20 protein-coding genes, 1 tRNA gene and 1 pseudogene are annotated in these 20,622 nt (G+C 55.7%); 15 read left to right on the forward strand and 7 right to left on the reverse strand.

Translation table 11 applies throughout. From position 1 onward, the window contains the following. Positions 1–20: 20 nt before the first annotated feature. The 4 genes from uhpC to dpiA all read right to left on the reverse strand — a co-directional run bounded on the left by uhpC (position 21) and on the right by dpiA (position 4,395). Positions 21–1,313: an MFS transporter family glucose-6-phosphate receptor UhpC gene (gene uhpC, locus KAJ71_RS03540; RefSeq protein WP_248944401.1), complete on the reverse strand. Its 1,293-nt coding sequence runs from the start codon at positions 1,311–1,313 to the stop codon at positions 21–23. 88 nt (positions 1,314–1,401) lie between these two features. Continuing rightward, the gene (locus KAJ71_RS03545) at positions 1,402–2,934 is read right to left on the reverse strand and encodes an MASE1 domain-containing sensor histidine kinase (protein WP_248944537.1); all 1,533 of its coding nucleotides are present in this window, start codon (positions 2,932–2,934) and stop codon (positions 1,402–1,404) included. 12 nt (positions 2,935–2,946) lie between these two features. Then, positions 2,947–3,576, reverse strand: a complete 630-nt coding sequence (locus tag KAJ71_RS03550) for a response regulator transcription factor (protein WP_248944402.1) — start codon at positions 3,574–3,576, stop codon at positions 2,947–2,949. A gap of 132 nt (positions 3,577–3,708) precedes the next feature. Then, entirely contained in the window at positions 3,709–4,395 is a 687-nt protein-coding gene (gene dpiA, locus KAJ71_RS03555; protein ID WP_248944403.1) for a two-component response regulator DpiA, read from the reverse strand. 323 nt (positions 4,396–4,718) lie between these two features. Here dpiA and citC point away from each other — a divergent pair, with 323 nt between their 5' ends. From citC to KAJ71_RS03600, 9 genes are all read left to right on the forward strand, one after another. After that, positions 4,719–5,792 carry a [citrate (pro-3S)-lyase] ligase gene (gene citC, locus KAJ71_RS03560; RefSeq protein ID WP_248944404.1) on the forward strand — a complete coding sequence of 358 codons (1,074 nt, stop codon included), beginning with the start codon at positions 4,719–4,721 and terminating at the stop codon, positions 5,790–5,792. Then, on the forward strand, positions 5,789–6,097 hold the full coding sequence (gene citD / locus KAJ71_RS03565) for a citrate lyase acyl carrier protein (protein ID WP_248944405.1): 309 nt from the start codon (positions 5,789–5,791) through the stop codon (positions 6,095–6,097). Before citC ends, citD begins: the two co-directional genes overlap by 4 nt. A gap of 7 nt (positions 6,098–6,104) precedes the next feature. Then, positions 6,105–6,998, forward strand: a complete 894-nt coding sequence (gene citE / locus KAJ71_RS03570) for a citrate (pro-3S)-lyase subunit beta (protein WP_283106646.1) — start codon at positions 6,105–6,107, stop codon at positions 6,996–6,998. Next, entirely contained in the window at positions 6,998–8,503 is a 1,506-nt protein-coding gene (gene citF / locus KAJ71_RS03575; RefSeq protein WP_248944538.1) for a citrate lyase subunit alpha, read from the forward strand. The genes citE and citF overlap by 1 nt, the downstream gene beginning before the upstream one ends. A gap of 4 nt (positions 8,504–8,507) precedes the next feature. Beyond that, positions 8,508–9,056, forward strand: a complete 549-nt coding sequence (gene citX / locus KAJ71_RS03580) for a citrate lyase holo-[acyl-carrier protein] synthase (protein WP_248944407.1) — start codon at positions 8,508–8,510, stop codon at positions 9,054–9,056. Next, positions 9,037–9,930: a triphosphoribosyl-dephospho-CoA synthase CitG gene (gene citG / locus KAJ71_RS03585; protein ID WP_375540717.1), complete on the forward strand. Its 894-nt coding sequence runs from the start codon at positions 9,037–9,039 to the stop codon at positions 9,928–9,930. Before citX ends, citG begins: the two co-directional genes overlap by 20 nt. Before the next feature lie 30 nt (positions 9,931–9,960). Then, complete coding sequence (locus KAJ71_RS03590; RefSeq protein ID WP_248944408.1) at positions 9,961–11,424, forward strand: anion permease; 1,464 nt, start codon at positions 9,961–9,963, stop codon at positions 11,422–11,424. A gap of 144 nt (positions 11,425–11,568) precedes the next feature. Beyond that, positions 11,569–12,801, forward strand: coding sequence for a bifunctional glucose-1-phosphatase/inositol phosphatase (agp, locus tag KAJ71_RS03595; protein ID WP_248944409.1), 1,233 nt, complete (start codon positions 11,569–11,571; stop codon positions 12,799–12,801). Positions 12,802–12,884: 83 nt separating this feature from the next. After that, positions 12,885–13,580 (forward strand): 4'-phosphopantetheinyl transferase family protein, encoded by a 696-nt coding sequence (locus tag KAJ71_RS03600; RefSeq protein ID WP_248944410.1) that lies wholly within the window; start codon positions 12,885–12,887, stop codon positions 13,578–13,580. A 9-nt stretch (positions 13,581–13,589) separates the two neighbouring features. On the opposite strand, the gene rarD is transcribed toward KAJ71_RS03600, so the two are convergent. Beyond that, positions 13,590–14,471 carry an EamA family transporter RarD gene (gene rarD / locus KAJ71_RS03605; protein ID WP_248944411.1) on the reverse strand — a complete coding sequence of 294 codons (882 nt, stop codon included), beginning with the start codon at positions 14,469–14,471 and terminating at the stop codon, positions 13,590–13,592. A gap of 205 nt (positions 14,472–14,676) precedes the next feature. Here rarD and alkB point away from each other — a divergent pair, with 205 nt between their 5' ends. Further along, positions 14,677–15,324, forward strand: a complete 648-nt coding sequence (gene alkB, locus KAJ71_RS03610; RefSeq protein ID WP_248944412.1) for a DNA oxidative demethylase AlkB — start codon at positions 14,677–14,679, stop codon at positions 15,322–15,324. Here the strand turns inward: alkB and KAJ71_RS03615 are convergent. Then, on the reverse strand, positions 15,286–16,242 hold the full coding sequence (locus KAJ71_RS03615; protein WP_248944413.1) for a LysR family transcriptional regulator: 957 nt from the start codon (positions 16,240–16,242) through the stop codon (positions 15,286–15,288). The two genes, alkB and KAJ71_RS03615, sit on opposite strands and share 39 nt — an antisense overlap. 85 nt (positions 16,243–16,327) lie before the next feature. On the opposite strand from KAJ71_RS03615, the gene KAJ71_RS03620 reads away from it, so the two are divergent. The 3 genes and pseudogenes from KAJ71_RS03620 (at position 16,328) to KAJ71_RS23580 (ending at position 17,651) form a co-directional block, all read left to right on the forward strand. Further along, positions 16,328–16,957 carry an alanyl-tRNA editing protein gene (locus KAJ71_RS03620; protein ID WP_248944414.1) on the forward strand — a complete coding sequence of 210 codons (630 nt, stop codon included), beginning with the start codon at positions 16,328–16,330 and terminating at the stop codon, positions 16,955–16,957. Between the two features lie 203 nt (positions 16,958–17,160). Further along, a pseudogene (locus KAJ71_RS03625) lies at positions 17,161–17,427 on the forward strand (TIGR04028 family ABC transporter substrate-binding protein); the annotation flags it as partial. Between the two features lie 86 nt (positions 17,428–17,513). Next, complete coding sequence (locus KAJ71_RS23580) at positions 17,514–17,651, forward strand: hypothetical protein (RefSeq protein ID WP_375540718.1); 138 nt, start codon at positions 17,514–17,516, stop codon at positions 17,649–17,651. A 60-nt stretch (positions 17,652–17,711) separates the two neighbouring features. Here the strand turns inward: KAJ71_RS23580 and KAJ71_RS03635 are convergent. After that, positions 17,712–17,787, reverse strand: a tRNA-Asn gene (locus tag KAJ71_RS03635). 1,030 nt (positions 17,788–18,817) lie between these two features. Here KAJ71_RS03635 and KAJ71_RS03640 point away from each other — a divergent pair. Together KAJ71_RS03640 and KAJ71_RS03645 are read left to right on the forward strand one after the other, a co-directional pair. Next, entirely contained in the window at positions 18,818–19,258 is a 441-nt protein-coding gene (locus KAJ71_RS03640; protein WP_248944415.1) for a YuaE family lipoprotein, read from the forward strand. After that, a partial coding sequence (locus KAJ71_RS03645) for a coiled-coil domain-containing protein (RefSeq protein ID WP_248944416.1) occupies positions 19,255–20,622 on the forward strand: 1,368 nt, incomplete at its 3' end. The genes KAJ71_RS03640 and KAJ71_RS03645, both read left to right, overlap by 4 nt.

Raw genomic sequence — 20,622 nt, forward strand, 5'->3', positions numbered from 1 at the left:
GCGTCAATTTCATCCAAGCCTTACTGTTGCCTTATCTGCCCAGCCATCAGCAACGGCATCAATAGCAGACCGACGCAGGTCGCCGCCAGCGCCAGCAGGGCAAAGAACCCATACCAGCCGTAATGCTGTAACACCTGCGCCAGTGGCCAACCGGCCAGCGCGGCCCCCAGGTAGGCGAACAGGCCAAGAAACCCGGTCACGGTACCAGCCGCATCTTTATGGCAGTGCTCCGTAGCGGCCAGCCCGATCAGCATCTGCGGCCCAAACACAAAAAAGCCGAGGCCGAAAAAGCAGGCAGAAAGCAGCCCGTAATGGTGCAGCGGGGCTAGCCACAGGGCGGTGGTCGTCACAAACAGCCCGATGGAAAACAGCAGGATCATCGGTGCTCGCAGGCCGCGAAACAGCAGATCCGATCCCCAACCGGCAAACAACGCGCCAAACAGTCCACCCAGTTCAAACAGTGACAACGTGGCGTTGGCCTTCATCAGGTTGACGCCGTGGCTCTCCGCCAGCCAGATATTGCCCCAATCGTTCAGCGCAATCCGTATCAGGTACACCAGGATGTAGGATACGCCCAGCAGCCAGATAGTCGGATTGCGTAAAATAGTGTCATACAGCATCTGCCGCATTGGCATCGTGGGGCTTTGCTGCTCTTGCCACAGCTCCAGCGGATCGCGCCGCCATTGGCCCACGCTCGGTAATCCTTGCTGTTGCGGTTTGCCGCACAGCTGCCGGCATAGCCACAGCCCGATCAGCATCCCGATAGCTCCTGGCAGCAACAGTGCAGCCTGCCAACCGTAGTGTGAAGCCATATATCCAGACAGCAACGGAACGGCCGCACCGCCCAGGCTGATCGAAGTATTCCAGGTACCCCACCAGAAGCCACGCTCGTTGCGCGAATACCAACTGGTGAGCATCTTGGCGCAGGGCGGCCAGCCCCAGCCCTGAAAGAAACCGTTTAACGTCCAGACCACCAGCAACGCCGTTAGCGAATGGCAAAAGGCGAACACGATGTTCAGCACACCGGTGATAAACAGCCCGACGCCCATAAACCAGCGGGCCTGGCTGCGATCGCTGACGATGCCGGAGACAAACTTCGAGCTGCCGTAGGCCAGGTAAAACAGCGTGCCCAGCAGGCCGATATCCCCTTTGTCCAACCCCAGTTCGAGCTGCATCACCGGCATCGCATAGCTGACGCTTTTGCGCGTCAGATAAAATGCGCCGTAGCCGACGATCATCGAAAACATCAGGCGTGGTCGCCAGTAGCGGTAGCGAGCACTGATTTGCTCTGCGGTTAACGTGGCCGTTGCCATGGGCTCCTCCAGACAGTGAGAGCAGTGTAGGGTGGTGAAAACCAGAATGGATGAGACAAGGTTTTAGACACCTAAGACTAAGTCCTAGTCAGACGGGGTTTTTGTTCAGTTTTGTGGGCAGGTTAACAATTATGCGCGTGCCATTACGCCGGTGAAGCCGCCAATCCCCCCCCAATGCGCGCACCCGCTCTTCAATACCGCGCAGGCCAAAGCCGCTGGTGGGTTGCAACGGCATGCCCTGGCCGTCGTCACGGACTTCCAGGGTGATCGTCTGGTGGGTTTGCGTCAGGCTTAAATGCACATGGCTGGCGCAGGCGTGTTTGCTGATGTTATTGAGCAGCTCCTGTGCCACGCGGTAGAGGGTAAATACCAGGGTTTCATCATCTGGCGTGGCTGGTAGGCGGTAATCTAGCTGGAAGCTGATCCCCTGTTCGGCAAAGGAAAACTCGTCGGCCAGGTGATGTAGGGCCTTGTCCAGTGCCATCTCTTCCAACACCGGTGGGCGCAGTTGCCGTAGCAGGGTGCGGGTGGTGTGGTGGATGCGCTGTGACAATGAATCGATTTGCTCTGCGGCCAGGCGGGTGGCCGGAGCGGTGGCGCTGCGGTTCACCAGCATTGCCTGGATTTGAATAGCGGTAATATTCTGGCCGATCTCGTCATGCAATTCGCGAGCTATGGCCTTGCGCACCTCTTCCTCAGTACCCACCAACCGCTCCATCAGATGACGTTTGGCCGCCAACTCTTGCTCCAACTGTTGGCGATAGCGCTGTAGCTTTTGCGCCAATTGCTGCTGACGGCTGATGGCAATCCCAAGCCCAATCCCCAACAGCGCCTGGGTAGAAAGGAATAGCTCCAATTCTTGCAGATCCTGAAACGCGCCACCGGCCTGGCGGGTGAGGGTGATCATCACGCTACCAAACAGCGCTGCCAGCACGCCCCCTTGCCAGCCAAAGCGATACGCCATAAATACGTTGGGCAGAAAGATAAAGATCAGCAGTAGCCGCTCCATCTCCGGGGCAATCGCCAACTGTACGCAGATCCCCATGGTGAGAAATAGCGAACACCACAGCAATAGCGAGGTGCGTAGCTGCGGTGTCGAAGGGCGCGGAACGGGCATCGATGTCACCAGTTGCTGGCGCAGGTAGGTATAAATCAGATAGACAAAAGGCACCAGCAGCACGCCGCCAGTAAAGCTGGTCAGCAGCGTCTGGCTGGCGGTGATTGGCAGCCAAATCCCCGCCAGTAACCCGCACAGCAGCGCATTGGCAGTGATGGCCGCCAGCAATAGCGACAGCCGTTGCCAATACAGGTGATAACGATACCAGAGCCGCTGAGTGCCCCAGGCCGGTAGCAGGCTTAACAACGGTAGCAACAGCACCGAGCGTTCGCTCAGTAATTTCTGGTCATGCAACCATAGCAGCGTAGCGGCTTCCGCCATCAACAGCGTGGGCCAGTAACGCCGGGGTAGCAGGATCAGCAGCGCTAGCCGCAACCCTTGGGGAAACAGCATTACGGCCTGTTGACCGTCATGGCTCAGGTGCAGGCTGATGGTCCACAGGGCCAGCCAACTGAGGGCAAAAAACAGTGCCAGAAACAACGAAAGCGCCAGGCGGCGCACCATTGGTGGCACCGGCTAACTCCCTGCAAGCAGTTGATGTTGCAGCGCGAAATGCACCAGTTCAACGGTGGTGGCACAGTGCAGTTTACCGAGGATATTGGCGCGGTGTACTTGCACGGTCTTATGGCTTAGGGTCAATTGCTGGGCGATGGTTTTGACACTCAGGCCGTTGACCAGCAGATCGAAGATCTCTTTCTCGCGCGGGGTGAGCACCTGCAATTCTTTCGGTGGCTGCGGAGTATGGCGCAGTGCGCGTAAGGCATCCGCGCACAGGTAAAGCCCGCCGCCGCTGACGGCGCGCACGGCCTGCACCAATTCATGGGGGCCGCAGCGTTTGGTGAGATAACCGCCAGCCCCGGCATCAATAGCGCTTTGCACGAAGGCATTGGTGTCATAAATGCTGAGAATGATGGCGCGAAACGTCGGGCGCTGTTGGCGTAAACGCTGGAGCAGGCTGAGGCCGCTCTCGTTCGGCATGGCGATATCCAACACCGCCACGTCGATCGGATCGCGCAGCAGATGTGGCCATGCCTGCGCCGCCGAGTCGAACTGGCCGACGATACGGATATCTTCTTCCAACGACAATAACTGGGCAAATCCGGAACGAACCACCACGTGGTCATCTATCAGCGCAACGTTAATCATATGCCTTGTAACAAAGTGTGAGATTTTCCGCATGATGCGCAGGAAAACTCTGGCTGGCAACTGTTGCGCTGCAAAATGGAAGGGAGTTAACAGATTGGCATTAAAGATGGTCAGCGGCAGGGGCAATTGCCGCTAGTCATTATTTGCAGAACGATAGATCCGCTGGGGTCTGCCCACCTTGCCGTAAATAATCTCCGCAACCAATTGATCGTTGGCGCTGAAAAACTCCAGATAACGCCGGGCGGTGGTGCGGCTCAGCCCGATTTGCTGTGCCACGCTTTCTGCCGTATGACGCACCTGCGGATCTTCGAACAGGGCGCGGATCTTCATCAGCGTCAGCTCATCAATACCGGTGGGTAACGCGGCCTGATCGCCGCCGCGGGCGTAAGTGTTGAACATCTCATCGATACGGCGTTGGTTGACCCGTGCCTTGTCTTTCAGCGCTTCGCGCCGTTGGCTAAAGCGTTGCAGGGTTTGCGCCAGGCGGTCATAGGCCAGGGGTTTGATCAGGTAATCGAACACGCCATAGCGCAGCGCTTCGGCCACGGTGTCCATATCGCTGGCTGCGGTGATAAACACAATGCCACCGCCGTAGCCTTGTAGCGTCAGCTCGCGCAGCAGTTCTATGCCCTGGCCGTCCGGCAGGAAATTATCCAGCAGGATCAGGTCGGGTTTGAAACGTTCGGTCATTGTACGTGCCTGCGCCAGGGTGCCCGCCAGCCAAATCTGCCGGCACCCGCCATTCTGCTTGATGAATTCCGCATGCATTTCTGCTAACGGTGTTTCATCCTCAACAATCAGAATATTTAGCCACTCCATGTTAATTCCCCGTTGCTTAATTACGCTGCTAATTAAATGTCATCGAGTTGGTTATTTAATTAAACACTATGTCGCTAATAAAAACTATAAAAATAATTAAGTAAATAAAAACCATTAAACAACTTATTTACTGCGGGTAGATTGTGAAATAGGTCAATAATCAGGGCGTTATTTGTGTTTAACATGGCGCCATTAAATACCCCGTTCGCGTTATAGATCATTTCAACTTGATGGTTTTTAAGGTTTTTATTATGCCTTGATGTTAACTCTAATGGGATTTTGTATTTCAAATGTTATTGATAAGTTATTTTAGAGAGACTGACATGTTGGGCGATGCCGTATTTAATCGGGTAAAAAGATCGGATCACAAAAATATAGCGGCAATTAATGCTTTTTTACGTAGTAACGATCTGAATATTGATACCACGGTCGAGGTTTTTATCACCGTGACCCAGGGCGAACAATTGGTTGCCTGCGGAGGTATCGCCGAAAATATTATCAAATGCGTGGCCATCAGCCCGAAAATGCGTGGTGAAGGCTTGGCGTTATCATTGGCGACCGAACTGGTGAATCTGGCCTATGAGCGCCATCACACCCAGCTGTTTATCTATACCAAAGTGCAGAATGAGACGCTGTTTCGCCAGTGCGGCTTCTACCCGATTGCCAGCGTGCCGGGCATCGTGGTGCTAATGGAAAACAGCCCGTGCCGCCTGAAGCGTTACGCAGCACAACTGGCTAGCCAACGCCAACCGGGCGACACCATTGGCAGCATCGTGATGAATGCCAACCCTTTTACCCGTGGCCACCAATATCTGGTGCGGGAAGCTGCCGCCCGCTGTGACTGGCTGCATCTGTTCCTGGTGAAAGAAAACACCTCGCGCTTCCCATATGAAGATCGCCGCAATCTGGTACTGAAAGGCACCGAGGGGATCACCAATCTGACGGTGCATGAGGGGTCACAATACGTGATCTCCCGCGCCACTTTCCCTTGTTACTTCATTAAAGAGCAGGGGGTTGCCGATGACTGTTACACCGAAATCGATCTGAAAATTTTCCGCCAGTATCTGGCACCCGCGTTGGGCATCACGCATCGATTTGTCGGTAATGAACCGTTTTGCGCCGTAACGGCGAAATACAACCGCGACATGCGTTTCTGGCTGGAAACTCCGGCGCTGCCTAGCCCTGTGATCGATCTGGTGGAAATAGAGCGCTTGCAGTACCAGGGCACGGCGATCTCTGCCTCCTGGGTGCGCAAGCTGCTGGCCGCGGGAGACTTCCACGCCGCCGCGCCTTTGGTGCCGAAAGACACGCTTTATTACCTGCAGGATCTGCAGGCACAGCGCCGGGCCAAGCCAGTACCGCAAGAATTTGAGTCCGCACAATCAGGTGAACAATGAAAATAATCCGAGAAGCAATGGCCGGCACGCTGGAATCCAGCGATGTCATGGTTCGTATCGCGCCAGCAGAAGGCCCGGAACACGATCTGCTGATTGCCAGCAGCGTGGAAAAACAGTTCGGCGATGCCATCCGCCAAACCTTGTTGCAGGTTTTGCAGCAGTACGACGTGCCGCCGGTGCAGGTGATTGTCGACGATAAAGGCGCACTGGACTGTGTGCTGCGTGCACGGCTGGAAACCGCGCTGATGCGTGCCAGCGAAACCGCCACGCTGCCTTGGGAGGAACGCCGTGAAAACGCTGAATAAACACCGCATGCGCCGCAGCATGCTATTCGTACCGGGGGCGAATGCCGCCATGGTCAGCAACGCCTTTATCTATCAGGCCGATGCGTTGATGTTCGATCTGGAAGACTCGGTGATCCTGCGTGAGAAAGACGCGGCACGTCGCCTGGTGTATCACGCGCTGCAACACCCGCTGTATCAGGAAGTAGAAACCATTGTGCGCGTTAACGCCTTGGATTCGGCCTATGGCCTGGCGGATCTGCAAGCGGTGGTGCGTGGCGGAGCGGATATCGTCCGCCTGCCAAAAACCGACAGCGCGCAGGATGTGGTGGACATGGAGCGTGAAATCGCCGCCATCGAACGTGCCTGTGGCCGCCCGGTCGGCAGCACTGGCCTGCTGGCGGCGATCGAGTCCGCACAGGGCATCACCAACGCGGTGGCGATTGCGCAGGCTTCCCCAAGGTTGATCGGGATTGCGCTGGGTGCCGAAGACTATGTGCGTAACCTGCGTACTGAACGCTCGCCGGAAGGTATCGAACTGCTGTTTGCCCGTTGCTCACTGTTGCAGGCCGCCCGCGCTGCCGGGATCCAGGCGTTCGATACCGTCTATTCCGATGCTAACAACGAAGCGGGTTTCCTCCAGGAAGCGGCGCTGATCAAACAACTGGGTTTCGACGGTAAATCCCTGATTAACCCGCGTCAGATCGAACTGTTGCACAACCTGTATGCGCCAACCGCCAAAGAAGTGGCTCATGCCCAGCGAGTGGTTGATGCGGCAGAAGCGGCAGAAAAAGAGGGGCGCGGCGTAGTTTCGCTGAACGGCAAGATGGTGGATAGCCCGGTGATTGAGCGGGCCCGTCTGGTACTGCAACGCGCAGCGCTTTCCGGCGTGCGTGAAGAACCGAACCACAGCGAGGAAGCATGATGAAACGCCAACAACGCCTGATGACCTTGAACAATCACGCCGAGATGCGGCTTTATCAGGAAGCCTCCAAGGCCAACCTGCAGGCGCGTAAACCGCGCGATATCAAACGCTGTGACTCGCTGGAAGTGGCGATCCGCCGCAGCGGTCTGCAGGACGGTATGACCATCTCTTTCCACCACGCATTCCGTGGCGGCGATCTGGCCCTCAACCAGGTGATGGATGTGCTGGCGAAGATGGGATTCCGCAACCTGACGCTGGCCTCCAGTTCATTGACCGATTGCCATGCGCCGCTGGTCGGCCATATCCGCAACGGGGTGGTAAGCCGTATTTACACCTCCGGCCTGCGTGGGCCGTTGGCGGATGCCATTTCGCGCGGCTTGCTGAAAGAACCGGTGCAGGTGCACTCCCACGGTGGCCGGGTCAATCTGGTTGAGTCGGGTGAGTTGCAGATCGACGTAGCCTTCCTCGGAGTGCCGACCTGCGATGAGTTCGGCAATGCCAATGGCTACACCGGTGATGCCTGTTGCGGTTCGCTCGGCTATGCCAAGGTGGATGCCGCAGCGGCCCGTAGCGTGGTGCTATTAACGGAGGCTATCGTGCCTTACCCGCATCATCCCGCCAGCCTGGCACAGGATCAGGTCGATCTGATCGTGCAGCTGGAACGAGTAGGGGATGCGGATAAGATCGGGGCCGATGCTACGCGCATGACCTCCAACCCGCGTGAGCTGCTGATTGCCCGCCGTGCTGCTGAGGTGATCGTCGATTCCGGCTACTTTACCGAAGGTTTCTCCCTCCAGACCGGCACCGGCGGCGCTTCGCTGGCCGTCACCCGCTTCCTGGAAGACAAGATGCGTGCCCGTGGTGTTCGCGCCGGTTTTGCGTTGGGCGGCATCACTTCCACCATGGTTGATCTGCATGAAAAAGGCCTGATAGGCAAACTGCTGGACGTGCAGAGCTTTGATCGTGCGGCTGCCATGTCATTGTCTCGCAACCCAAACCATATCGAGATCAGCGCCAATCAGTACGCCAATTTCAGCTCCAAGGGCGCGTCGGTTGACCGCCTGGACGTGGTCGTGCTGAGTGCGCTGGAAATTGACACCGGCTTTAACGTCAACGTACTGACCGGCTCCGACGGGGTGATCCGTGGCGCCTCTGGTGGCCACTGTGATACCGCAGCGGCGGCGCGGTTGGCGATTATTGTCGCGCCGTTGGTGCGTGGCCGCATACCTACGCTGGTTGAGCAGGTGACTACCTGCGTGACGCCAGGATCCAGCATCGACATTCTGGTGACCGACCACGGTATTGCCGTTAACCCAGCTCGCCCAGAGTTGGCGCAGCGGTTACGCGATGCCGGGCTGCAGGTGGTCACCATCGAATGGCTGCGTGAGCGTGCGCTGGTACTGACCGGTGAACCGAAACCAATCGCCTTTACCGACAACGTGGTAGCCGTGGTGCGCTATCGCGACGGTTCGGTGATTGACGTTGTGCATCAGGTCGCGGAGTAACGCCATGGCTTACATCCTCCCTGAATTGGCCGCCAGCCGTGCCGTAAGTTTGCCTGAACTGCTTTCCAGCCGTGAATGCCGGCAGGCACGGCAACAGGCGTGGCTGGCGCGCCATCCCACCGCCACGCTGGTGGTGCTCACCCTGGTGGTGCCGGGGGCGGTGAAAGACAGCCCCATGACGCGGCGCGTGTTCAACCTGGGCAGGCAGGCTCTGCAGCAGATGTATCGCCAGCAAGGTTGGCTTTGTTTGCAGCAGAAGACCCTGGCGCTACCCACCGGCTGCGAGGGGTATCTGGCACTGCAAGCCGATGCCCGTGCGGTGAAAGAGGCTGCCATCCAGCTGGAAATCCAGCCGCCGATAGGCCGCCTGTGGGATATCGATGTGCTGACCCCGCAAGGGCAGATCCTGTCGCGGCAGGAACTCGGCCTGCCTGAACGCAGCTGTCTGCTGTGCAATCAGCCAGCCAAGATTTGCGCCCGCCAGCAGAGCCACAGCACCGAACAACTGCTCAATGCAATGGAAAGGATGCTCAATGATGCACTCCCAGCCTGATTGGCAGCCGACGGTTACAGATCTTTCGCACAGCCAGCGCTTTGCCCGCGACGCCTATCGGGCGCTGTTGGTGGAGGTCAACCTGACGCCGAAACCGGGATTGGTCGATCGCCATAACAACGGCGCGCATCGCGACATGGATATTGGCCATTTCTACCGCAGCTCGCGGGCGATTGGCCGGTGGCTGCCCTATTTTATCCGCGAGGGTATGGCCGATGCAGGTTTGCCTGCCGAGCAGCAGCTTGCACGCCTGCGTCCATTGGGCATGGCCTGTGAAGAACAGATGTTCCGGGCTACCGGCGGCATCAACACCCATAAAGGCAGCGTGTTTTCGCTGGGGCTGTTGTGCTGCGCCTTTGGCCGCTTACAGCAACAACAACGGCAGATTGACGCCCAAAGCCTGTGTGGCGAAGTGGCCCAGATGTGCCGTGGGTTGGTGAGCCGGGAGCTGCAACGCAACAACGCGGGCCAGACCGCAGGGCAACGGCTGTTTGCCGAGTTTGGCCTGAGCGGTGCCCGTGGTGAGGCCGAATCCGGTTTTCAACAGGTGATTGGCGGCTCGTTGCCGCTGTATCGCCAAAGGATCGCCAGTAGTTGTGGCGAGCAGGTCGCGCTGCTGGACAGCCTGCTGTGGCTGATGGCGCATAACGACGATACCAACGTCGCCTCGCGGGGCGGCATCAAAGGGCTGCGCTGGTTACAACACTATGCCAGCCAGTTATTGGCACAGGGAGGGGCTGGTTCGGCACAAGGAATTGCCCGTTTGCGGCAGTTCGATGTTGCGTGCATCGCTAGCAATCTCAGCCCCGGCGGCAGTGCCGATTTATTGATAGTCACCTGGCTGTTGGCGCAGTTGCCGCAGACGGGGGCTTAAAAAATAACGAAGCCTTCAGGAGAAGTGTCCATGTCCGAAACCAAAGAGAAAATTTGGAAAGCGATCGCCCCGTTGGTGGTGCTTGCCATCCTGTTAATAATACCCACGCCGGAGGGTATGCCACCGCAAGCCTGGCGTTACTTTGCCATCTTTGTGGCGATGATCGTCGGTATGATCCTGGAGCCGATCCCGGCCACGGCGATCAGCTTTATTGCCGTGACGGTCAGCGTGCTCAGTTCCAACTGGGTGCTGTTTGGCGCCGAGGAGTTGGCCAACCCAAGCTTTAATGCCGGTAAAGAGGCGCTCAAATGGGGGCTGGCCGGGTTCTCCAGTACCACCGTTTGGTTGGTGTTTGGGGCCTTTATCTTTGCGCTGGGCTATGAAGCCACCGGGTTAGGGCGACGCATCGCGCTGTTCCTGGTGAAGTTCATGGGTAAACGTACCCTGACGCTGGGCTATGCGGTGGTGATCATTGATATCATGCTAGCGCCGTTTACCCCGTCTAATACTGCGCGTACCGGGGGCACCGTGTTCCCGGTGGTGAAAAACCTGCCGCCGCTGTTTGATTCCTTCCCGAACGATCCTTCCTCACGCCGCATTGGTGGGTACCTGATGTGGATGATGGTGGTGGGGACGAGCATTAGTTCCTCAATGTTTGTGACCGGCGCGGCACCTAACGTGTTGGGTATCGAGTTCGTCAACAAGATTGCCGGGATCAATATCAGCTGGATGCAATGGTTCCTGGCCTTCCTGCCGGTTGGGCTGCTGTTGCTGATTGTTGCGCCGTTGATTTCCTACTACCTGTATAAGCCAGGTGTTACCCACAGCAATGAAGTGGCTGGCTGGGCCAATACGGCACTGGTGGAAATGGGTAAACTGACCCGCAAAGAATATACCCTGATCGGCCTGGTGTTACTGAGCCTGTGCCTGTGGGTGTTCGGCGGTAAACTGCTGAATGCGACGACGGTGTGTTTGCTAGCGGTATCGCTGATGCTGGCCCTACACGTGGTGAGCTGGAAAGATATCACTAAATACTCCAGCGCCTGGAATACTCTGGTTAACCTGGCAACGTTGGTGGTGATGGCCAGCGGCCTTAGCCGCTCCGGCTTTATCGACTGGTTTGCCACCACCATGAGCACCCATCTGGACGGTTTCTCACCAAAGATGACGGTCGTTTTGCTGGTGCTGGTGTTCTACTACGCACACTACCTGTTTGCCAGCTTGTCGGCCCACACCGCGACCATGCTGCCGATGATCCTGGCAGTCGGTAAAGGTTTGCCGGGCGTGCCGATGGAGCACCTTTCCATCCTGCTGGTGTTGTCTATCGGTATTATGGGCGTATTGACCCCGTATGCGACTGGCCCAGGGGTGATCATCTACGGCTGCGGTTACGTGAAGTCGAAAGACTACTGGCGCCTTGGCGGCATCCTTGGCGCGGTGTATATCGCGGCGTTGCTGCTGATCGGTTGGCCAATTCTTAGCCTGTGGTATTGAGTTAATCGGCGGCCATCCACGGATGGCCGCTGTTGCAATCCCTTCCCGCGTGACGCCCGTCACACACTTTCATGTCGAACGCCGTCATTATACAAATCCAACGTTAACCTATTCAAAATAATCATATTTAGGGAACCTCTGCGGATGAGAAAAAAAGCGTTATTACTTTGCCTGCCTTTGCTGTTCAGCGGCACTGCCTTTGCTGAGAACGACGGTTATCAACTGGAACAGGTGCTGGTGATGAGCCGCCACAACCTGCGCGCACCGCTGGCGAACAACGGCAGCGTGTTGGCCCAATCCACGCCAAAAGCCTGGCCGCAGTGGGATACGCCAGGCGGATTGTTGACCACCAAAGGCGGCGTGCTGGAAGTGTATATGGGCCACTATTTCAACGCGTGGCTCAAGCAGACTGGCATTTTGCCGCAGGAAGGTTGCCCGGCCGGTGACAGCGTTTACGTGTATGCCAACAGCTTGCAACGCACGGTAGCCACCGCGCAGTTCTTTACCAACGGCGCGTTCCCAGGCTGCGACGTCAGCGTGCATCATCAGGAGAAAATGGGGGAGATGGATCCTACCTTCAACCCGATTATCACCGACAACAGTGAAGCCTTTAACCAGCAGGCGCTGAGCGCCATGAATGCCGAGTTGGCATCATTGAAGCTGGACGCTTCCTACAAACAACTAGAGCAGATCATTGACTACAAAGACTCTGCCGCCTGCAAGACCGACAAGCAGTGCAATCTGGCCGCCGAACCAAGCAAAATGAGCGCGGTGCCGGGGAAAGAGCCTGGCGTTTCTGGCCCGCTGAAAGTGGGTAACTCGCTGGTGGATGCCTTTATGCTGCAATACTACGAAGGCTTCCCGATGAAAGATGTAGCTTGGGGCAAGATCGTGACGCCACATCAGTGGCAGCAACTTGCCAAGCTGAAAGATGGCTATCAGGATTCGCTGTTTACCTCCTCGGTTGTCGCCCAGAACGTCGCCAAACCGCTGCTGACCTACATCAACTCGGCGCTGATTAGCGAGCGCAAGGCGGATTCAGCGAAGCTGACCGTGCTGGTGGGGCATGATTCTAACATTGCCTCCTTACTGTCAGCGATGAAGTTCAAGCCGTATGAGTTGCCGAAGCAGTATGAGAAAACCCCAATTGGCGGCAAGTTGGTGTTCCAACGTTGGCATGATGGTAAGGGTGATCGCGACCTGTTGAAGATCGAGTATGTCTACCAATCGACCGAACAGTTGCGTAATGCCGAACCACTGACGTTGAACAACCCACCGCAGCGTGTCACCCTTGCGTTGCAAGGCTGTCCGGTGGATAAAGACGGCTTCTGCGCATGGAGCGATTTTGAAAAAACCATGAAGGACGTCTTGCAATAACCGTGCTGCCGGGGCGAACTGCTTCGCCCCGGCCTGCCACGCGGTATATACTGTCTCAACGGACCCCTTATCACGGATGAAACGTGCTCTCTTCTTTTATTCTCAACGCTGAATTATTGCCGGTTGACGGCTTTACTGGCCTGATCGCGCAATGTCACTTCTCTGTCGCGGATTATCACGACGATCTGTTTGCTATCGCCGGTATCGATTTCCCTGCGCATGTCGCACCCGCCGTCGCCAAGCGTAAGGCGGAATATTTGGCCGGGCGCTATCTGGCGCGTTGGGTGCTGGCAGAGTTGGGGCATCAGGATTTCACCTTACTGCGCGGGGAAAAACGTGAACCGCTCTGGCCCGCCGGGATTGCCGGGGCGATCAGTCACAATAGCGATACAGCGCTGTGTGCCGCTCAAAATGAGAGTGGGGCAGGTGGCGTGGGCATTGATGTGGAAACGCAGATCCCGCCAGCGCGAGCAGAAGAATTGTGGAGCGGTATTGTGGGCGAGAACGAATGCCTGTGGTTACGCCAACGGCCACAACCCTTTAATCTGCTGTTGACGCTGGTGTTCTCTGCCAAAGAAAGCTTGTTTAAGGCGCTTTACCCCCAGGTGCGCTGCTACTTTGATTTTATGGATGCGCGGGTGACCAAGCTGGATATGCAGGCGCAGACCTTCGAACTGGAGTTGCAAAAGACGCTGACGCCGCTTTGTCATTCAGGCCGCCGCTTTGGTGGGCGTTTTTGGCTGCAAGGTGACGCTGTCACGACGTTTATTTGTTTTTAAATCATAGTATTAAATCCTACTGCGTCGCAGAAGATGGCGCGTACCTTCCAGCATCAGCAACATGACCGCCAGCCAGATCGGGATATAGGTCAGCCATTGGTTGGCGTTAATGGTTTCACCCAAGAGCAGTGCGACGATCACCAGCAACACTGGCTCCACATAGCTCAGCAGACCAAACAGGCTGAAGGGGAGCAGGCGGCTGGCCAGGATATAGCACACCAGCGCCAGTGCGCTGATTATGCCCAACAGCGGGATCTGCAAATACAGCAGCGGTTTGGCCGTCAGCGCCGCCAGTGGTTCTGAGCTACCAAGCGCAAACAGCGCGGCGACCGGCAGCATCAGCGTCAGCTCGCACCACAGCCCACCCAGATGATCGGTGCCCAAGCGGCGGCGCAGAATAAAGTAAACAGGATAACCGAGCGCGACCACCAGCGTTGACCAGGAAACCCCGCCGACCTGAATCAGCTCATTACCCACGCCAACCAATGCACATAGGGCCGCCATCTTTTGCAGCACAGACAGGCGATCGCGGAAAAACACTCGCCCTGCCAACACCATGGTCAACGGCAGCAGGAAATAACCGAGTGACACATCCAGCGCCATGCCGTGCAGCGGAGCCCACAGGAATAGCCACAGTTGGACGCCCAGTATTGAAGTAGTCAGCAGCAGCAACAGCACGCGTTGCGGGCGCTGCTGTAGCCAGTGCAGCATCTCTTTCACCCGCGCCCAGTCGCCGGAAAACAGCATAAACAGCGTCAGAAACGGCAGCGTCAGCAGCGTGCGCCAGCCATAGATTTCCTCGCCGTTGAGTGGGGTAAGCATTGAGGTGTAGTAATACATCACGCCGAACAGCAGGGAAGCGACGACGGAAAGTATGATGCCCTTGATCACCAGCGTTCCTGATTATTTACCCGTCGTTTTTCAAACTACAGCGTTGTTGACTGCGCTTGCTGAAGCTTGAAATCCATAGGGTATAGATTAAGATCCAGCGGCTACTCTAAGGTTATTTAGTGCTAACAACAATGAATTACGCCGGGCTGGACAACAACGGCCAAGCGGTTAGAATTATACCTGTGTATTTATCCAGGTAAAGGCGATGACAATCGATCTGTTTGAAGATGCGCTACCGCCGCCCTGGCGTGAGGAAATCGCACCGGGGGCGGTGGTACTGCATGGTTTTGTTCGCGATCACGGGCCTGAACTACTGGCGGCGGTTAACGGCGTGGTGGCGCAGGTGCCCTGGCGGCATATGACTACGCCGGGCGGTTTCACCATGTCGGTGGCCATGAGCTGGTGCGGCAACGGTTGGAATAGCGACAGTAATGGCTACCGCTATTCGCAACGCGATCCCGGAACCGGCAAACGTTGGCCAGAAATCCCGGCAATTTTGCTGGCTTTGGCCGATGAAGCGGCCTTGCAGGCTGGGTTCGGTCATTACGTGCCGGACTCCTGCCTGATTAACCGCTACGATCCGGGCAGCAAGCTTTCGCTGCATCAAGATAAAGACGAGCATGATTTTACGGCGCCGATCGTTTCGGTATCGCTGGGGCTACCGGCTGTTTTTCAGTTTGGTGGCCTGCAACGCAGCGACAGAACACAGCGCATCCCGCTGGCTCACGGTGATGTAGTGGTCTGGGGCGGCCCGTCACGGTTATGCTTCCACGGTATCATGCCGGTAAAAGAGGGCTATCATTCGCTGGTGGGGTCACACCGCATCAATATTACCCTGCGCAAGGCGCTTTAACGCGGGTTCCTGGCCTAAACTGGCCACCAGATAATCGATAAACACCCTCAGCTTGGGGGGCAGATGCTGAGTTGGGGCATACAGCAGCCACAGATCGCCATGATAGCTGCTGAGGAAATCCCACTCTGGCAACACCTGCACAATCTCACCGCTGGCCAGCGCCTGGTGGGCGGTAAAGTAGGGCAGGCTGCCGATACCGATATGCTGTTTCACTGCGTCCAACCGAACCCCGGTGTGGTTGGCGGCATAGCGCCCCCGGACATTCACCGAAACCGTCTTGCCGTTGCGGCGAAAACGCCAGCGCGAGTCGCTGGGTGTCTCCCCCAGATAAATGCAGCTATGCTCCGTCAGGTCTCGTGGGTGACGCGGCGTGCCCTGTTGGGCCAGATAATGCGGGGTGGCGCATAATAAATGTTCGATGGTCATCAACGGGCGGCCGATCAGGCCCGGTGACGGGCGGTCGGTGATACGTAGCGCCAGATCGACCCGATCGTCGATCAAATCCATATAACGGTCTTCCAGCCGCAGATGAACATCCACCTGCGGGTAGCGCCGCAAGAACTCTGGCATATGAGGGTGCAGGACAAAGTGCCCGACGGCTTTAGGCACGCTGACGCTGATCGTGCCTTCCGGCTCGGAGCTGCCCTGGCCGCTGATGGTCATCACGGCGTTGGCGGCATCCAGCATGCTGCGGCAGCGCTGAAACACGGCCTCGCCTTGCTCACTTAGGCGCAGTTTGCGGGTGGTGCGGTGCAACAGCCGTACGTTCAGCGCCTGTTCCAGCCTGGCAACGCTGCGGCTGGTGGCAGAAGGGGAACTTCCTAACTGGCGGGCGGCGGCGGAGAAGCTGCCGCTTTCCACCACTTGAACAAAAACGGCCATTTCAACCAGCAATGCGGTGGAAAGATTTGTGCTCACGGCGCAAAGGTCCATTGTATTGAAGACGGATTATCAGCCGATTATGGCACGAATATAATAACGGCGTTAACCAGGAGAAGGCCCCATGACCGAACGACTTTATTATTATCACGATGATTTGCAGCTCCAGGCTCAGGTATTGGCCTGCACGGCGCAAGAGGGTGGCAGCTATGCGGTGCAGTTGGATGCTACGCTGTTTCACCCACAGGGCGGCGGGCAGCCAAGCGATAGCGGTACGATCGGCGGCGTAGCGGTATTGCGTGTTGCCGCGCAGGGCGATCAACTGCTCCATTATCTGGCCGAACCTTTGCCTTGTGGCCCGGTCACGCTGGAGATTGACGCGGAACAACGCCACCTGCATACCCGCTGGCATTCTGCCGGGCACCTGATTGGCTGGTTGGGGGAAAGCCAAGGCTGGCAGCCGGTGAAAGCGCATCACTGGCCGGGGGAAGGGCGAATTACCTTTGCTCCGGGTGCACAGACAACGGCGTTGGAACAGGAATACTTGCAACAACGGCTGACGGACTTGATCGCTGCCGACTTGCCGCGCAGGCAGCAGGAACAGCAAGGCGTCCGTCAGGTTGGATTTGGCGAGCTGCCTGCTTATGGCTGCGGCGGCACCCATGTGCGCTCGCTGGCGGAGTTAGGCAAGGTGCAAATTACCGCCGTCAAGATGAAGAAAGGGCAGTTGATTGTGCAGTATCAGGTGGATTGATGCGGCGTGCAGGCGTGCCCAGCCACCGCTCGGCGCGTTACTGCTTTTTTCATCATTAGTTAGCTAAATTAGTTCGTTCAACTCTGTGCCGTTTTGGTTTGTTATCTAACCCATAACAAACCGACATAAAGAAGACACGGCACCCATGTTTAATTTTCCTTTCAAGACGTTAACCAGTGGACTGGCAGTGGTATTAGCCACAGCCACAGCCACAAAACAAGGCGGTGCTATAACTGGTCTCGCAACAGTGGGGCAAGGTGGGCGCACGGCTAATTATCCTGACAGGCGATGCAGGTAGTTGGGTGGCGGATAACCTCGATCCGCAAAAGACTCCGGCTTCGGTAGTGGAAGTGGGCCGTGCCGATCCCGATGTGATTAAAAGCCAGTTTTATCCCACCAATCGTGATGGCCTGTTGCAGCAGGGTGGCACCAGCCAGAACAGTAAATTTATCGACATACGCTTGCTGGCTCGCGATCATGCAGTGTTGGAACAGCGAACCCTTGCGGATAGAGCCATTTTCTATACCGCGGGCGGTTTACCGCGCCAGGAGGGAGCTTGAGCGAGGGGCAAGGAGAAGATTGGCGCACGCAGATTGACTTTGCCGCAGCGATATCTGCCACGCCACCGCAGGCCAATGTTGCTCAACTGGTAGCGTTACGTGAACAGGGATTGGGCGAGCCTTATGACGATTGAGTCACCAGGCGTTGAACAGCAAAAAGCCCGCTTAGTTGCCTAAGCGGGCTTTTCTAAATATGGCTCCTCTGACTGGACTCGAACCAGTGACATACGGATTAACAGTCCGCCGTTCTACCGACTGAACTACAGAGGAATTGTGTGAACGGGGCGAATAATAGCGACCCAGATGGGCCTTGTAAAGCAACAAAGTACACAAATGTTCTGTTTGTCGAGGTTGTGAGCAAGTTGGCTTGTTTTCCAGCAGGTTAAACTTTATCACTGACGAGCAGGCCGCTATCATTGCAGGCTGAGGAGCTTTGCGAGTAAATACAGTTTTTGGCGGGGTGCTGATATTGCAAAGGGTGAGCCTGAGAACAATCCTAATTAGGGGGCGAGAAAAAGTACGTTATATTAGGATATTTCTTGCAATTAACACAGTCGATTCCTAATAATCGGAAGGGAGTCAGTTTAAACATTATCACTAAGCCCTGTATTTTTAACGCAATAATTAGATGATATTGGATAAATACCCGAAACTACGCAGTAGCTATAGAAGATCATCCTGGCGAATATGGAGGGAATCTCCAAAAAATGCGTTTTTAATAATATAAACATCTATTTTTAATCATGGATGATTGTCATTTCTATTCGGAAAAATGGTAGCCCCGCTGACAACGGAGGATATCACTAATTATTCATTCATGTTATTGTTTTAAATGAATTTTATTTTATCTCTTTGCGTTTTTTTAACGAAAAAAACAGGGTGAATGCTCTTGTATGCGGGGGCGTATCCTTATCCTTTCGAGTGGTAAATGCCGTTTTTACCCCGCAACTCGGCGTTCAGGCTCGCTTGTAGAGTTGCTGGATATAAAAAATACCAGTATTATTTTGCACTTCATAAATGTCGTGGGCTCGTTAAATCGCTGGCAGGTTACAGGCGCATTGTTGCGCTATGTTGGTCACCGATGAAACTAGGTCAAGTATTCGTTAAGTCAATAGACCATGGCGAACGTTGCAAGATGTAGGGGCAATGAGCGGCCATAGTATAGTTTTAGTGAATGTTTGCTACTGAAGTGCCTCCTCTATATCATTGCTGAAAAATGCACATATTATTTATCCAGGATATAACCGATTTTGTCTAAGTTGACCTATCGGTAACGGAATTTTTTTGAAAGGAATTTTTGATGATAAGCACCCAAAATAACCTCTGCTTAGGCGTAATACTGTGCAGTGGTTTGTTGCTGGCAGGATGCCAGAAAACCGCACAGACTCGTTCGCACGAAGACTCGCAAGCGACCACAGTACAAGCTCCCCCCCAGCAGATCAGCGTATCCCCGCCACCACAACCGGCAGCCGCAGAAACCAAAACCAGCAAGATTGGTCTTTGCCAAAGCGAGTTGGCGTCACTCAAGCAGGTAAATCCGAAGGCTTACGCGACCAAGCAGGCCAACTTTAACCGCCTGGTGAACAATGCCTCGGTTTATAGCGCGGTACGTGGCGAAGTTAATTCGACAACCAAAGAAACCCTTGATGCTTTGTACAAATATAAGACCAATCAGTTATGTGCCGAGATCGAACGTGACGTCCTGCAAGGCCTGATCCAGAGAGGGGAAAGCGTGAAATGAAACGCAGGATATATTGCGGTGCCTTGTTGACGTTGGCGTTACCGCTAGGAGTAGTAAGGGCTGAGGAGGCAGTTAGTCCCGATGCTCATGCGTTGAATTCACTTGAAGCGATCACACGCCAGGTGGATGAGGCTCCGGCATTACTGTTTTTGACGCCTTCACAACTAGATACCGCAGAACCTGCAAAACCCAAGAGTAGTAAACCTGCCGGTAGCAAGCCTAACGCACTGGCAAAGTCGGCGGATGAGAGGGCCGGTGAGCGTATTCGTGAGATGAAGACGCTGCAGGCAACCATCAATCAGCTGAAGGCCAAAGTCACCAGCCAGGAAGTGGCTCTTGAGCAGTTGCGTAATGCACAATCTCGGTCAGCGGGTTCTTCCGCAGAGTTAGCGCGTCTGCAACAGGCTATCGAGCAAAGCCAGCGGGAAAATGCGCGGCTGCAGCAGCAGCTTGCCGCACAGGCCAAGGAAAGCGAGCGGCAGATGCAGCAAATGAAGCTGCAACAGCAGGATCAGCGTGCCAGTTCGCAATTGCAGCAACAACTGGCGGCGCAAACCAAAGATAACGAACAAAAAACGCAACAGATCAAGCAACTGCAACAAACGCTACAGCAAAATCAGCAGGCCATTACTCAGCTGCAGGATCAGCTGTCAGCGCGTAGCAAAGAGAATGAACAGAAGTCCCAGCGGGCAATGGCGAAGCTGCAGGAACAACTGGCAGCCCAGACCAAAGACAGCGAGCAGAAAGCCGAGCAGGTGAAGCAGCTGCAACAGACAGGTGCCAAGTTGCAACAGCAACTGACTGCGTATGCTAAAACGAACGATGAAAAAGCCGAGCAGGCCAAGCAACTGCAGCAAAATCAGCAGACGTTGGCGAAGCTGGAAGAACAGTTAGCCACCCAGACCAAAGACAGTGAATACAAAGCCCAACTGGTCAAACAGCTGCAAGAACAGCTGACGACGCGCAACAAAGAATCGGCGCAAAAGACCCAGCAGGCGATGGCGAAGCTGCAAGAACAGCTGGCAACCCAAACCAAAGACAGCGAGCAGAAAGCCGAGCAGGTGAAGCAACTGCAACAGGCGAGTGCCAAGTTGCAGGAGCAGTTGACGGCGCAAGCCAAAGTTAACGATGAAAAAGTGCAGTTGGCAGCACAGTTACAGCAAAACCAGCAGGCGTTGGCGAAGCTGCAAGAACAATTGGCCGCCCAAACCAAAGAGCGTGAGCAGAAGGCTCTGCAAGTAACACAGCTGCAAGATCAGCTGGCAGCGCGCAGCAAAGAGAACGAGCAAAAGACCCAGCAGGCGATGGCGAAGCTGCAAGAACAGCTGGCAGCCCAAACCAAAGACAGCGAGCAGAAAGCCGAT

Origin of the sequence: Serratia silvae (assembly GCF_023282985.1) — a bacterium.
Lineage (GTDB): Bacteria > Pseudomonadota > Gammaproteobacteria > Enterobacterales > Enterobacteriaceae > Chania > Chania silvae.